Genomic DNA, 14,061 nt, shown 5'->3' on the forward strand with positions numbered 1-14,061 from the left:
ATAGCACTCACGCTAGACTACGGTGCTAAACGCTGTAGCTCAACAGCTACTGTAAATCTACCTTGGTACCTGTATCAACATTGGCATACACTTCAAGCACATCCCAGTTGGTTAAGCGAACACAGCCGTGCGAGGCTTGACGGCTAATGCCTTCAGGAACGGGCGAGCCATGAATCCCGTATGAGGGTTTACTCAGTCCCATCCATACCACACCGACTGGACTTTTGGGTCCTGGCGGCAACATAAACACTTTTTTATCTTTGCCTTCACCGCTACTGGCGCGGTACCAAGGGTTTTTAACACGATTGACAATACTAAAGGTACCCGTAGGAGACGGTGTATCACTACTACCGACCGTGGTAGGATAAGTGGCAATTAATCTATCGCCATTATAAGCGTATAAGATATTGTCGGCTTTTTTGGCAACCAAACGGGTGATTTTCTCATTGAGCGGCGCGCCTGGGTTAAACACGGTGATGGTTTCACCCACGGTGAATTTTTTATCGCTATTAAGCTTTTTAAGATAGCGAATATCCATGTGGAAACGTTCAGCCAACATTTCTTGGACGTCTTGATAGTATAGACCTTTCATTTTAGATTTGGCTTCACTACCACTCGGTGTTGGCTGATACGGACCTTTGATATCTTCTTGCGTCAAGGTATAACCGACCAACACAGGCTGATTGGCAGGAATTTTTTCATTTAACAGTTTCCAAACTTCCGCGCTCATACGGCCATCTTGGGGTAGTCCATGCATGGCTTGGAAATTTTTGAGCGCTTTTTTGGCATTCATACCCCAACCGCCATCAATTGGACCCGGTGAAGCATGATTCCAATCTAACAAGGCTTGAAGTTTTAAGGTCGTTGCTGAGTTAACATTTTGACCAGGTTTCCAGTCGGCACTATTGACTAGCTGTGCGTAGTCAGACAAATTTAGGGTAGAAAAACTGGCAGGTGTTGTTGCTGTTTTATTGTTACCCACTGTTGTCGGGTCAAAATTTGGCGCAGCCGTTGTGGTATTGTTGACTTCTTCAGAGCTCGCGCCTGCGACACCTTCACCCGAAGTATAGTCACTATCGATACCTGTTTGGGTGGCATCTTCTTTAATGCCTAATGCCGTGGTGGTGGCTGGGATTGCGGTTGCTGCTGCCGTTGGTTTTGCCGCCGTCACCGCAGTAGCCGAGGCGAGTTTCGGCGTGGTGGTAGATTGTGTGACGCTAGCTGCGGACTTGGCTGGTTGCGATTTTTTAGCCGTTTTACTATCGGTAGTAGTTTCTTTAGCAGTCGCAGCTGCGGTAGAGGCGCTGGCCGCTTTAGTTGTGGCAGTTTTAGTTGTGGCAGTTTTAGTTGTGGCAGTTTTAGTCGTTGTCGTTGTTTTGGTAACAGCTTTGGTGGCGGGTGCCGTTTTGGCGGTAGTGGTGTCTGAGACCGTGTTGGTGGCTGCAAATGCTTGATTGGCAATCAGACAAGCTAGGGTAGATAATACAAATTTTTTCATAGATTGACTCAATAATCGGCAATAACAAATAAAAATAAGGGACAATATAAATAACGTACAATAAAAGCATAAATTGGCAGCAATTATACTATAAAAACCAACTTTTCAGGCAATGGCTCATTTGTTAGCTGCACGACAATCTAAGTAGCGTTTGCCAAGGCGTTTAACAACCTTGCGCTATTAAACCTCGCTGCACACTTAATTTTTACGCCGTTAAATTGTTGTATAGATAAATTGTCCCAGAGGCGAATTTACATGCTTTAAGTCTAACATTAACAAATCGCATCATAGACAATGGTAAAATTTTTTAACCAAGCGGTATTTTTATAGCAAGGTTAAGGCAAAAAAGGGTTTAAAACATTTAGACCTGCGAGCAACATTTATTTTTACCATGTTTATTGAACAGCTCGATGATGAAAAATTGAATTGTGCAAATCTGTGACCCTTTAGCTTGTTAAATAACTTTAGCTCGTTAAATAATTTGTAAAAAAATCAAAGTATATTATAATTTTAATTCAAAATTTTTTAGGTTAACCACTATGTCATCATCGCCATTTGCATCAGCCAATGTTTCTCATACGCCATCTTTTGACCAAAATCAAGATTCACAAAAGTTTGATGACTTGCAAATCGATTTGCAAGCACTTGATATGGATGAAGAAACCGAGTCAGATGACATTTTTGACACCATGCAACAAGAGTTTGCTGAAGCCCACCAAACCCTAAAAACGATTCGCGATTTTATCCGTTTTGGGGTCAGTAAATTACGCGAGTATGATGTAGTAGTCGCGCAAGGTACTACAGATGAGTTTGCTGAGGCTTCGGCTATTGTGCTACAAACCTTGTCACTTGATTGGTCTGCCGATGAGCAAATTTTAGATTGTCGCCTGACCAATAGCGAAAAATCAGAAGTATTGACATTGCTGCAGCGCCGTATCGTAGAACGCAAACCTTTAAGTTATTTAATTAATTTATCTTATTTTTGCGATTTGCCATTTTATGTGGATGAACGGGTATTGATTCCACGTTCACCAATTGCTGAGCTGATTCGCCAGCAGTTTTATCCCTATTTTGAGCCGAATGATTTGGTTGAAAAAATCAGTGGCACTACTAATGACAAAAAATTTCATGACCACGGATTGTATGATAAGCAGTTAGCACAACCAGAGCGTATGCTGGACTTGTGTACAGGGTCAGGGTGTATTGCCATTGCCTTGGCAAGCCGTTTCCCTGATGCAATGGTCGATGCCAGTGATATCGACAAAAACGCGCTAGAAGTGGCAGCGGTCAATGTGGATCATCACCACATGAACCATCAAGTCAATTTGATTGAGTCAAACTTATTTGAAAAAGTACCTGCAGAAAATCAATATGATTTGATTGTAACCAACCCGCCGTATGTCGATGCCGCGACGATGGCAGATTTACCACCCGAGTTCTTGCATGAGCCAGACCACGCGTTGGCAGCGGGACAAGATGGCTTGGATTTGGTGCATCATATTTTATACAACGCCCCAGATTATCTGACTCGTGACGGCTTGCTGGTGTGCGAGGTGGGGGATAGTGAATGGGCACTGCGTCAAGCCTATCCTGAAATTCAGTTTGATTGGTTAACCTTTGCACATGGCGGGCATGGGATTTTTGCCATGGATTATGATGAATTGATGGAAAATCGGGCATATTTTGAGCAGTATGTGAGTGTTTCTTAGTAAGCGCTTGTTTAGGGTTACTATCTTTAACTTGTTGATTGGGCTTGTTGATTTAATAAGTTGGATAATGGTTAAAAAAAGCAATATATCAACAGGGTGCAACAAACCTATTATTTGATTTGTAAGTATTGATGAAAAATCAAGCGGAGCGTAAATGGCAGGCAATACCATCGGGCAAGTTTTTACCGTCACCACCTGTGGCGAATCACATGGCGCAGGACTTATGGCAATCGTTGACGGTGTGCCACCAGGGTTGCCTTTAACCGAAGCAGATCTGCAAATAGACCTGGATCGCCGCAAGCCTGGTACCTCAAAATTTGCGACCCAGCGCCGTGAAGACGATGCAGTTGAAATTATCTCTGGCGTGTTTGAGGGTAAAACGACAGGTACGTCTATCGGGCTTTTGATTCGCAATACCAACCAAAAATCCAAAGATTATAGCGATATTAAAGACACCTTTCGTCCCAACCATGCCGATTATACTTATAGCATGAAATATGGGTTTCGCGATTATCGTGGCGGTGGTCGCTCATCAGCGCGCGAAACGGCAATGCGAGTGGCAGCGGGCGCGATTGCCAAGAAATATTTGAAACAACGGCTAGGGGTAGAAGTTCGCGGTTATGTGACCCAGATTGGTGATGTGGTTGCCAAACAAATACCTGAAAATATGATTGATTGGGAATTTGTCAACAGCAACCCATTTTTTTGTGCGGATATAGATGCCTTGCCAAAGTTTGAGCAGCTGATTACCCAATGCCGTGAGCAAGGGACAAGTTGTGGCGCAAAGCTTACCATATTGGCATCGGGTGTGCCTGTGGGATTGGGTGAGCCTGTGTTTGACAGACTTGATGCGGATATCGCGCATGCGATGATGAGCATCAATGCGGTCAAAGGCGTTGAAATTGGCGATGGCATGGCAGTGGCGGGACAGTTTGGGCATGAATCTCGCGACGAGTTAACCTTGGACGGCTTTAATGCCAACCATGCCGGGGGAATTTTAGGGGGGATTTCATCGGGTCAGACGATTGTAGTAAGTATTGCGCTAAAACCTACTGCCAGTATCACCACGCCGGGTCAAAGCATTGATGTTCACGGCAATGCCGTAGAGATGCTAACCAAAGGGCGCCATGACCCTTGTGTCGGTGTGCGTGCTACGCCGATAGCAGAAGCCATGCTTGCCATTGTGCTGTTAGACCATTATCTGCGTCATCGTGGGCAAAATGCAGATGTCACTATGCCGCTCACCCCGATTGTATAATTTTTTAATAGGGGTATTTGGTTGCTATAAGGTTGCTACAATGCGTTGCCCCATTCAACTTGAGTTAACATTGGTATGACTGTGCCTGACCTTACCCTTGATGAGCAGCAGTACGATGCCTGGCAAAGCGAAATACTGGCGCAGATGGGTATTACACGTTGGGTGCGCCAAGATTGCCCTGTCAAAACGTTTGCTAATCTAGAAGATTTTGAGGTTGTTTCTTCCTATCAAGCGGTTGAGACGCTTGCTGCCATGCCACAGCAGTTACCACCAGCTCAAACTGGGTTAACGAGCGAACTTGCGCCCATTGATACAACGCCAGACTTCAATCATCCTGTTATTGCGGATGATGCCGTTGATAGCGCAGTAGAATTATCCCCAGCGAATCTGGCAAATTTTCAACCCCATGATGTAGCTTTACTCAATCATTTATCTTTACTGCATGATTCATCTTTACCCCATCATTCACCTTTAAAAGTTTACCCGGCGCCAAATAATGATAGGTACAGTAATCCCGGGCAGAGTGATGAGCTATTCAATAATGAACAGATCAATGATGAATTGCTCACTGCCAGTTTTGATGTGCAGGCGATAGTGGGGGGTGAGTGGACACTGGTGGTTGACAGTCGTTTTTTGCAGACGGACAGCCGCCAACACCAGTTATGGCAACAAATCATCGGTGGGTTAAAAGCGTCCCCACATTTTTTTAACTTTCCTTTGCTCACCGATAGCCAACATTTACCCAAAGCCACGGTGCAATTAATGAGCAGCTACCCGATGGCAGTCGCAGGGTTTTCAGGATTTTTATATCGTATTAATCAAGGCAATCCCAAGGTGGGGGCATTGACGCCATTGCCTGACTGTCTAGATGAACAACCCATACAGCGTCTGCCGTATCTGGTAGATATGCTTGATGATTATCGCTTAAAACGCCAACTTTGGCAGTTGCTATCAAGTTAAGCTTAAAAGCTGCCGATTGATGCCGCATCTTTATGATTCATCGACTAGCCATATTGTGGTAAAGTATTTTTTTATTTCACACGATAACATTTCACACGATAAAAAGGAACGTGCTATGAGTGTCAGCTTTGATCAACGTGTTGCTAACTTTTGTGCAGGCCCAGCATCTATGCCGACTGCAGTGCTGCAAAAAGCGCAAGCCGAATTGTTAAATTGGCAGGGCTCAGGCATGTCGGTGATGGAGATGAGCCACCGTAGCAGTGAATTTGTGGGCATTGCCTCAAAAGCCGAGCAGGATTTGCGCAAGCTGATGAACATTCCTGACAATTATAAAGTGCTATTTTTGCAAGGTGGCGCAAGCTTGCAGTTTTCAGCCATTCCATTGAATTTACTCAAAGGGGAGGCTGATTATTTAGACACCGGCATTTGGTCTAAAAAAGCCATCAGCGAAGCCAAACGCTATGAGCAAGCGGGGCTAGGCAAAATCAATGTCGTCGCTTCTGCCAAAGACAGCAACTATACTATTGTCCCTCCACGTGATAGCTGGCAACTTAATGACAACGCCGATTATTTCCATTATTGCCCCAACGAGACCATTAATGGCTTGGCGATGTTTGATGTGCCAGCGGTCAATGTACCCATCGTGGCGGATATGTCATCTTGCATCCTATCTAGCCCAATAGATGTATCAAAATTTGGACTGATTTATGCAGGTGCACAAAAAAATATCGGTCCTGCGGGTTTGACGCTTGTGATTGTCCGTGATGATTTGATCGGTCATGCCAACTTAGTTTGCCCAAGTATCTTGGACTATAAAAACCAAGCCGATAATGATTCGATGGTCAATACCCCAGCAACTTTTTCTTGGTATTTGGCAGGTTTGGTGTTTGAGTGGTTACTTGAGCAAGGGGGTGTCGAGGCAATCTATCAACAAAATTTGTTAAAAGCGCAAAAGCTGTATGAATTTATCGACCAAAGCGATTTTTACCAAAACCCTGTCAACAAAGACAACCGCTCAATCATGAATGTACCCTTCACCTTGGCAGATAGTCAACTTGATAAAACCTTCTTAGCTAAAGCCGACGAAGCCGGATTGTTGAATCTTAAAGGGCACCGTACAGTGGGCGGCATGCGCGCCAGTATTTATAACGCGATTGATTTGGCGACCATTGAAAAGTTAATCAAATTTATGCAGCAGTTTGAACAAACTAGCGTATAAAAAGATTTAATAATCGTGCTACATTAAGACTTAACAGCTAAAATGCTTGTTAAGTCTTTTTTATAGTTAGTGGGTGTGGGGCATATGAGAGATAACAGCTAGCAATACCAAGGGTTTTTGAAAAATAGTTGAAGGGGTTATGGGGATGCAAGTGAAAAAAGACAGGATGATAAAACCAGCCCACTGGATGAGGGCAGTCACTCGCCAGACATTTGGCAAAAAATACTGGGTGCTGGGCTTATTAGTGGTCGCGTCCGCTGCCAATACCGCTATCATCACTGGTACGTCTATCGCTCACAACAGCACCGCGCAATTTGCCCATGTTTCTCATTTACCCTATGCCAATCCCAACGCCCCCAAAGGCGGTGTGTTAAGCCTATCTGCCATCGGCACCTTTGACAGCATTAATAAATGGATCGATGTCGGTACGCCTGTGACCGGCACCGATTATTTGTTTGAAAGTTTGATGACAGGCTCGCTGTCTGAAGCGTTTGTGCAGTACCCACTACTGGCGGATAAAGTCACTTATGACCCAGATGACCCAAGCTGGGTTATCTATCACATCAACCCCAAAGCCTATTTTTGGGATGGCACGCCTGTGACGGCGCAAGATGTCAAAGCCAGTATGGATGCACTGCTCACAAAAGGCGTGATGAGTATGCGTAGCTATCTATCCGATGTCAAAGAAACCCAAGTGATCGATCGACAAACCGTCAAATTTATTTTTAAATCTAAAGACAACCAAGAAATCAAACTGACCGTCGCGCAAATGCCGATTTGGTCAAAAAAATCGATTGATGGCTATTTTGATAAAGTCGGACTGACGCCACTGATGGGCAGTGGCGCGTATAAAGTCGGCACAATCGATGCAGGACGCGCCATTACCTATGTGCGTGACCCCAATTATTGGGGCGCCAAACCTGACGCGGGCGTGGTGGTAAATGTCGGTCGGTATAATTTTGACCAAATTAAGTATGTGTATTATCAAAACCCCGAAGTGGCATTTGAAGGCTTTAAATCCGGCGAATATTTTTTCCGTGCCGAAAGCAAAGCGCGGACATGGGCAACGGGTTATAACTTTCCTGCCGTCAAAGCAGGCATGATCACCAAAGCGCAAATCGCCAATAACAACCCGGTACCGATGCAAGCGATTGTGATGAATTTGCGCCGACCGATTTTTCAAGATATTCGGGTGCGCCAAGCGATGACACTGGCGTATGATTTTGAATGGCTCAATAAAACCATGTTTTATGGCCAATATGAACGTTTGCAAAGCTTTTTTCATGGGTCAGCGCTTGCCGCAACCGGCACGCCAACGCCACAAGAACTGGCAGTTATCAATCCGCTATTATCTGACCTTGAGCCCATTCAAAGACAGGCTGTTTTAAGCGATTGGCAAGCCCCCAAATCAACTGGCGATGGATTTAATCGCGACAATTTATTAAAAGCGCGTGAATTGCTGCTGCAAGCGGGTTTTAAATACCAAAATATGAAGCTATATCAGCCCAATGGTCAGCCCGCCAAACTGGAATTTTTATCCGCCGATGACAAGAATGCGCGCATTGTGTTGCCTTTTTTACGTAACCTGCAGCGGCTCGGATTTGATGCCAGCTTTCGCCAAGCCGATGTCCCCCAGTACTTAGAGCGCACTCGCAGATACGACTACGACATGATTGTCGATATGTTTGCCCAAAGTTTGTCACCGGGCGCAGAGCAAACCTATATGTGGGGCTCACAAGCCGCAGAAGAAAAAGGCAACCAAAACTCGGCGGGTATCAAAAACAAAGCCATTGATGCGGTGATTGCCAAACTCATAGTGTCGAAGAATCGTGACGATATTTTGCTGTACAGCAAAGTATTAGACCGTCTGCTACGGGCGGGCTATTATGTCGTGCCGACTTATGGCAAGCATACTGACAATGTGGCGTATTGGAAATTTTATGAACATGGGCCGCTGCCAAGCAATGCCATCGGCATCGATTATTGGTGGGCGAACAAAGACAAACAAGCACAAGTCATGCAGTATTTAGGAAAATAATAAGGAATAAAACAATGCTAAAAATCCACCCAATCCCGGCCTTCACTGACAACTATATTTGGGCAATTATCAATGATGAAACACACGAAGTGATTATTGTTGATGCTGGCGATGCTGAGCCTGTTTTAGAATTTGTAAACCGTGAAAATCTCACCATCACCCAAATGTGGGTGACCCATCATCACACCGACCATATCGGCGGCGTAACAGCATTGGCAAATGCGTTTCCAAACGCACAGATTTTTGCCCATGCCAATATTCACCCATTAATCAATGCCACGCATTTAATCCCTGTCGCTGAAGGGCGCGAATTAACCGCTTGGGGCAGTCCTGTGCAGGTGTGGCAGGTGGCAGGGCATACCGAAAATCATTTAGCGTATTTAGTGACGCTTGATAACCGTCTGCATATTTTTTGTGGAGATACGCTATTTCGCGCAGGTTGTGGCCGTGTTTTCACCGGCACGATTGAGACGTTGTTTGAAAGCTTTGACCGTTTTGCGCAGTTACATGACGATGAAACGCTATTTTATCCTGCTCATGAATATACCTTATCAAATCTTAATTTTGCCCAGTTTATCGAACCCAATAATCCAGCCATTGCACAGGCAATAGCGCATGACAGTGAATTACGCCAACAAAATACGCCAACCTTGCCGACCTCGTTAGCCGATGAAAAAGCCATCAATCCATTTATACGTGCGGTGATTGCACCCAGTGATGAGATGATAAAAACCGTACAAACGCAGACAGGAATTGAAGATGACAGCCCGTTTGAGATATTTAAAGCCTTACGCCAACTAAAAAATAACTTTTAAGGCTAACAGTTAACGGTAACCATTAAGGCTAATAATGAGAGATAACAATGAGGGATAACCATGGGCAAATATATTGTTAAACGGCTGTTATTAATCATCCCTACCTTGTTTTTGATTCTGCTCACCAATTTTGCCATTGTCCAATCGGCGCCGGGCGGTCCTGTCGAGCAAAAAATATCCCAAATTGAAGCAGAACAAAAACAGGGCGCCACCCAAACCCAACTGTCAACGACCACTTATCAAGGCAGTCGCGGTTTATCGCCAGACATGGTCGAGGCTATTAAAAAACAATACGGCTTTGATAAATCCGCGCCCGAGCGGTTTTGGCTCATGTTGACAAGCTATGCCAAAGGCGATTTTGGTACCTCGTTTTTTAAAGGCAAACCTGTGGCGCAGCTGATTTTGGATAAAATGCCCGTGTCGATTTCGCTAGGGCTTTGGAGTACGCTACTGATTTATTTAATCGCTGTGCCGCTGGGGATTGCCAAAGCCAGACGCCATAATTCACTGATGGATAAAACCACCGCATTGCTGCTTGCGGTGAGTTATGCCGTGCCTGTGTTTGTGCTTGCGGTAGTGTTACTGGTGATGTTGGCAGGGGGGAGTTATTGGCAAATTTTTCCGCTACAAGGCTTGGTGAGTGAGAATTTTGATAAACTGTCCACGTTTGGCAAAATCAAAGATTATTTTTGGCATTTGACATTACCCATCACCGCAAGCACGATTGGCGGGTTTGCGGGACTCACGTATTTGACCAAGTTTAGTTTTATGGAAGAGCTCAACAAACAATACGTGCTGACGGCTCGCAGTAAAGGGTTAAGCGAAAAAAAAGTGCTATACGGTCATGTATTTCGCAATGCGATGATGATTATTATTGCAGGCTTGCCGTCGGCGATTGTAGGAATATTTTTTACCGGCAATTTTTTGATTGAAGTAATTTTTAACTTGGATGGTTTGGGACGACTGGGGTTTGAAGCGATTGGACAACGCGATTATCCGGTGATTTTTGGCACGTTGTTTATTTTTACCTTGATGGGGCTGATTTTGCAGTTGATAAGTGATGTAACTTATCATCTCATTGATCCCCGTATTGATTTTGAGGGTCGCTAATGCTGATAAAACATCCTGTTTGGCAAGCCCGCATTCACCGCTTTCGGCGTAATCGGTTGGGATTTTTTTCGCTCATCATGTTTAGCCTGATTTTCCTTGCCTGTATGGGGGCAAACCTTATCGCCAATGACAAGCCCATACTGGTCAATTACCAAAATCACTGGTATTTTCCCATCGTCAAGTCTTACCCCGAAACCACCTTTGGCGGTGTGTTCGAGACCGAAACCAATTACCAAGACCCTGTGGTCAAAGACCTAATCAACCAACATGGCTATATGATTGAGCCTGTGATACCGTTTGCTGACCAAACGCCTAGTGTGAGTCGTGATGTGCCGTTTCCTGCGCCGCCAAATAGCGAGAACTGGCTCGGTACCGATGACCAAGGTCGAGATGTGCTGGCAAGGGTATTGTATGGCTTGCGTGTATCGCTATTATTCGGGTTGGCATTGACGGTGGCAGGGTCAATCATTGGCATTGCGGTGGGGGCGGTGCAAGGGTATTTTGGCGGCTGGACAGATTTGGTGGGTCAGCGGTTGATGGAAGTGTGGGGCGGTCTGCCACAGCTGTTTATGATTATTATTTTGGTCAGTCTGTTTAGCCCAAGTGTGTTTGTGTTGTTTGGCTTGATGCTGCTGTTTGGCTGGATGGGGCTCGTTGGTCTGGTGCGTGCCGAGTTTTTGCGAGCGAGAAATTTTGATTATGTGCGGTCGGCAAAGGCGATGGGGGTGTCAGATGCCAAGATTATGTTTCGCCATATTTTGCCCAATGCGATGTCGTCGAGTCTGTCGCAGCTGCCGTTTATTTTGACGGCGAATATCACGGCACTCACCACGCTTGATTATTTGGGCTATGGCTTGCCTGCGGGGTCGCCGTCTCTGGGGGAATTGATTTCGCAAGGCAAGGATAATTTGGATTCTCCGTGGCTGGCGCTTGCCGGATTTTTTAGTCTGACGATTGTGTTGTCGCTGCTGATTTTTATTGGGGAAGCGCTGCGAGATGCGTTTGACCCACGGCAGTCTTGAATTAACTAAAATTTAATGCAGCAATCAACCCAAAATGCTGAGTAAACGGAATAAAATCCCTATCGCAAAATAACAGAGGTAATTGATGTTCAACGCAAAAACTAGCAATCATCACATCATTGGCTTTACGAATGGTAATGCCTTGCTTGCGTAATTGGCGGTAATAATCAGCGTACTTAATCGCATTTTGTTGGTTTAAAATATCGTAACATAATAAACTATCAAGGGCATTTTTGGCTTGATTGTAGTCTGTATCAAGGCGAAAACCTTGCAAGATTTCCATCAAAATCACATCAAAAATCGCCACATTACTTGCCTCAAGCTGCGTGTCCAAAAAATCGGTGTGAGGTGTTGAATGACCGTTAAAATAGTCTATCCAAACGCTAGTATCAGCGATGATAGGCAAGTTCACGCTTCGACACCTGTTTTACGTATTTCGGATAAGTCGCCTTCCCAATGCAGTTTGCCCCGTAAGTCACGGATTTTTTGTTGTTGGCTTTTTTGCAAGAGTAGCTTTAGCCCTTGTTCGACGGCTTCTTTTTTAGTTTTAATGCCTGTGGCTTGTAGGGTCTGTTGCATTAGATTGTCATCTATTATGATGTTAGTTCGCATATCATTTCGCCTTTGTGTATGATTCTTTGATATTATACACATTTTAATAAATAGTTAAAAGGATAAAAATATGAGTTCAGGTTTTGTGGCGGGGACGCTCGTGCATACGGATAAAAGTTCGATCATTCAAGGAAATGATAAATGAACGAGTTACTCAAAGTCAAAAATCTAACCATTAAATCCGCCACCCAAACGCTGGTCGATAACCTATCCTACACCCTGCACACAGGCAAAACCCTTGCCATTGTGGGTGAAAGTGGCTCTGGTAAATCCATCTCAAGCCTTGCTTTACTCGGACTGCTACCAAATAGCCTAAGTATCACAGGACAAGCCACTTTAACTGATGTTAGCGATACGCAAAACCCCAAACCAATCATTTTACCGATTGAAAAAAATAGCCTAAGCAAAGATAACCAAAACGTCTTTCGCCAAATCCGTGGCAAACGTATCGGCATGATTTTTCAAGAGCCGATGACTGCCTTAAACCCCTTGCACACGGTGAGCAAACAAATCGCCGAATCGCTTGCTATGGCTGGCGTGGCAAAAAAACACTGGCGACAGCGTACCCTAGAGCTGCTTTCCCAAGTCAATATTGCTGACCCTGAAAGCAAACTTGCCCGCTATCCGCACGAGCTCTCGGGTGGGCAACGACAGCGTATCATGATAGCGATGGCACTGGCGCAAGACCCTGACATTATTATCGCAGACGAGCCAACCACCGCCCTAGATGTCACGCTTCGCCATGAGATTTTGCGGTTACTGCATGGGCTAAAAAACGAGCGGGGCATGGCGATGATTTTGATTAGCCATGATTTAAACCTTGTCAAACGCTACAGCGACAATCTCATCGTCATGCAACAAGGCAAAGTCATGGAGCAGGGGGCAACCCAAGCGATTTTTGACCAGCCGCAGCAGAGTTATACTCGCTCATTGATTTATCAAGATTTTGGACAAAGTTTGCCCATCATTGACAATTCACCCAGTGTTTTGGAAGTTAAAGCGTTAACCATTGCTTTCCCCCAAAAAAACAATATATTGGGTCAAACCACCCAATGGTTTGAGGCGGTCAAAGGGTTAAATTTGACCCTTACTCAAGGGCAATCCTTGGGTATAGTGGGCGAGTCGGGGTCTGGCAAAACCACCACGGCTTTGGCACTCATCAAATTATTGGCTAATGCTATCAAGGTGCAAGGTCAGATTTTGCTGTCAGCCAATGCTCACATGACGGACGTTTTAGCGTTGTCGAATAAAGCCTTTTTGCCGTATCGCTCGGATATGCAAATGGTATTTCAAGATCCATATGCCAGTATCAACCCACGATTTAGTGTGTTTGAGATAATTGAAGAAGGGCTAACCATCCAAGGTATGGCAAAAACGGAGCGTGAAAAAGCGGTATTAGCAGCCTTAGACACGGTGCGGTTGCCACGAGATTTTGTCAGCCGTTATCCGCATGAGCTTTCAGGCGGCCAGCGTCAGCGGGTGGCACTTGCGCGAGCGTTGGTGATGAAACCCAAAATTTTGTTACTCGATGAGCCCACATCGGCGCTTGATAGCAGCACCCAAGTGGCAATGGTCAAGTTATTGCGAGATATTCAAGCAAAATTTGGTTTAAGCTATATTTTTATCAGCCATGATTTGCAGGTGGTTAAGGCATTGTGCCAAACGATACTGGTATTGAAAAATGGCGAAACACAAGCGTATGATACGACAGACAATATCTTCACCCAACCACAAAATCACTATGTGACTGCCTTAATTGCGCACAGCAGTGAAAACTAGCGGGTTTGCTGTCAAAACATTAGAAAGTTAACAATTATTGT

12 protein-coding genes are annotated in these 14,061 nt (G+C 44.9%); 9 read left to right on the forward strand and 3 right to left on the reverse strand.

What is annotated here, in order from left to right; all coding sequences use genetic code 11:
• Positions 1-46 precede the first annotated feature (46 nt).
• On the reverse strand, positions 47-1,498 hold the full coding sequence (locus RT084_RS06795) for a L,D-transpeptidase family protein (protein ID WP_313077984.1): 1,452 nt from the start codon (positions 1,496-1,498) through the stop codon (positions 47-49).
• Between the two features lie 650 nt (positions 1,499-2,148).
• On the opposite strand from RT084_RS06795, the gene prmB reads away from it, so the two are divergent.
• The 8 genes from prmB to RT084_RS06835 all read left to right on the forward strand — a co-directional run bounded on the left by prmB (position 2,149) and on the right by RT084_RS06835 (position 11,629).
• Positions 2,149-3,207 (forward strand): 50S ribosomal protein L3 N(5)-glutamine methyltransferase, encoded by a 1,059-nt coding sequence (gene prmB, locus RT084_RS06800; protein WP_313098701.1) that lies wholly within the window; start codon positions 2,149-2,151, stop codon positions 3,205-3,207.
• Positions 3,208-3,361: 154 nt separating this feature from the next.
• Positions 3,362-4,465, forward strand: a complete 1,104-nt coding sequence (gene aroC / locus RT084_RS06805; protein WP_312116309.1) for a chorismate synthase — start codon at positions 3,362-3,364, stop codon at positions 4,463-4,465.
• 75 nt (positions 4,466-4,540) lie between these two features.
• Positions 4,541-5,425 carry a hypothetical protein gene (locus tag RT084_RS06810; protein WP_313098550.1) on the forward strand — a complete coding sequence of 295 codons (885 nt, stop codon included), beginning with the start codon at positions 4,541-4,543 and terminating at the stop codon, positions 5,423-5,425.
• A 115-nt stretch (positions 5,426-5,540) separates the two neighbouring features.
• Complete coding sequence (gene serC / locus RT084_RS06815; protein ID WP_312177290.1) at positions 5,541-6,644, forward strand: 3-phosphoserine/phosphohydroxythreonine transaminase; 1,104 nt, start codon at positions 5,541-5,543, stop codon at positions 6,642-6,644.
• A gap of 145 nt (positions 6,645-6,789) precedes the next feature.
• Complete coding sequence (locus tag RT084_RS06820) at positions 6,790-8,682, forward strand: extracellular solute-binding protein (protein ID WP_313098556.1); 1,893 nt, start codon at positions 6,790-6,792, stop codon at positions 8,680-8,682.
• A gap of 14 nt (positions 8,683-8,696) precedes the next feature.
• Positions 8,697-9,497, forward strand: a complete 801-nt coding sequence (gene gloB, locus RT084_RS06825; protein WP_313098559.1) for a hydroxyacylglutathione hydrolase — start codon at positions 8,697-8,699, stop codon at positions 9,495-9,497.
• Between the two features lie 60 nt (positions 9,498-9,557).
• Positions 9,558-10,607 (forward strand): microcin C ABC transporter permease YejB, encoded by a 1,050-nt coding sequence (gene yejB, locus RT084_RS06830; RefSeq protein ID WP_313098562.1) that lies wholly within the window; start codon positions 9,558-9,560, stop codon positions 10,605-10,607.
• Positions 10,607-11,629 (forward strand): ABC transporter permease, encoded by a 1,023-nt coding sequence (locus RT084_RS06835; RefSeq protein WP_313098564.1) that lies wholly within the window; start codon positions 10,607-10,609, stop codon positions 11,627-11,629. Before yejB ends, RT084_RS06835 begins: the two co-directional genes overlap by 1 nt.
• Before the next feature lies 1 nt (position 11,630).
• Here RT084_RS06835 and vapC read toward each other — a convergent pair whose 3' ends face one another.
• Together vapC and RT084_RS06845 are read right to left on the reverse strand one after the other, a co-directional pair.
• Positions 11,631-12,041, reverse strand: coding sequence for a type II toxin-antitoxin system VapC family toxin (gene vapC, locus RT084_RS06840; protein WP_007114941.1), 411 nt, complete (start codon positions 12,039-12,041; stop codon positions 11,631-11,633).
• A complete protein-coding gene (locus tag RT084_RS06845; RefSeq protein WP_060994389.1) occupies positions 12,038-12,241 on the reverse strand; it encodes a type II toxin-antitoxin system VapB family antitoxin in 204 nt (67 codons plus the stop codon). Before RT084_RS06845 ends, vapC begins: the two co-directional genes overlap by 4 nt.
• A gap of 141 nt (positions 12,242-12,382) precedes the next feature.
• Between RT084_RS06845 and RT084_RS06850 the strand changes: the two genes are divergently transcribed.
• Positions 12,383-14,020 (forward strand): ATP-binding cassette domain-containing protein, encoded by a 1,638-nt coding sequence (locus RT084_RS06850; RefSeq protein ID WP_313098569.1) that lies wholly within the window; start codon positions 12,383-12,385, stop codon positions 14,018-14,020.
• Positions 14,021-14,061 lie beyond the last annotated feature (41 nt).

It is taken from the genome of Moraxella sp. CTOTU48717 (genome assembly GCF_032057165.1).
Taxonomy (GTDB): domain Bacteria; phylum Pseudomonadota; class Gammaproteobacteria; order Pseudomonadales; family Moraxellaceae; genus Faucicola; species Faucicola tetraodonis.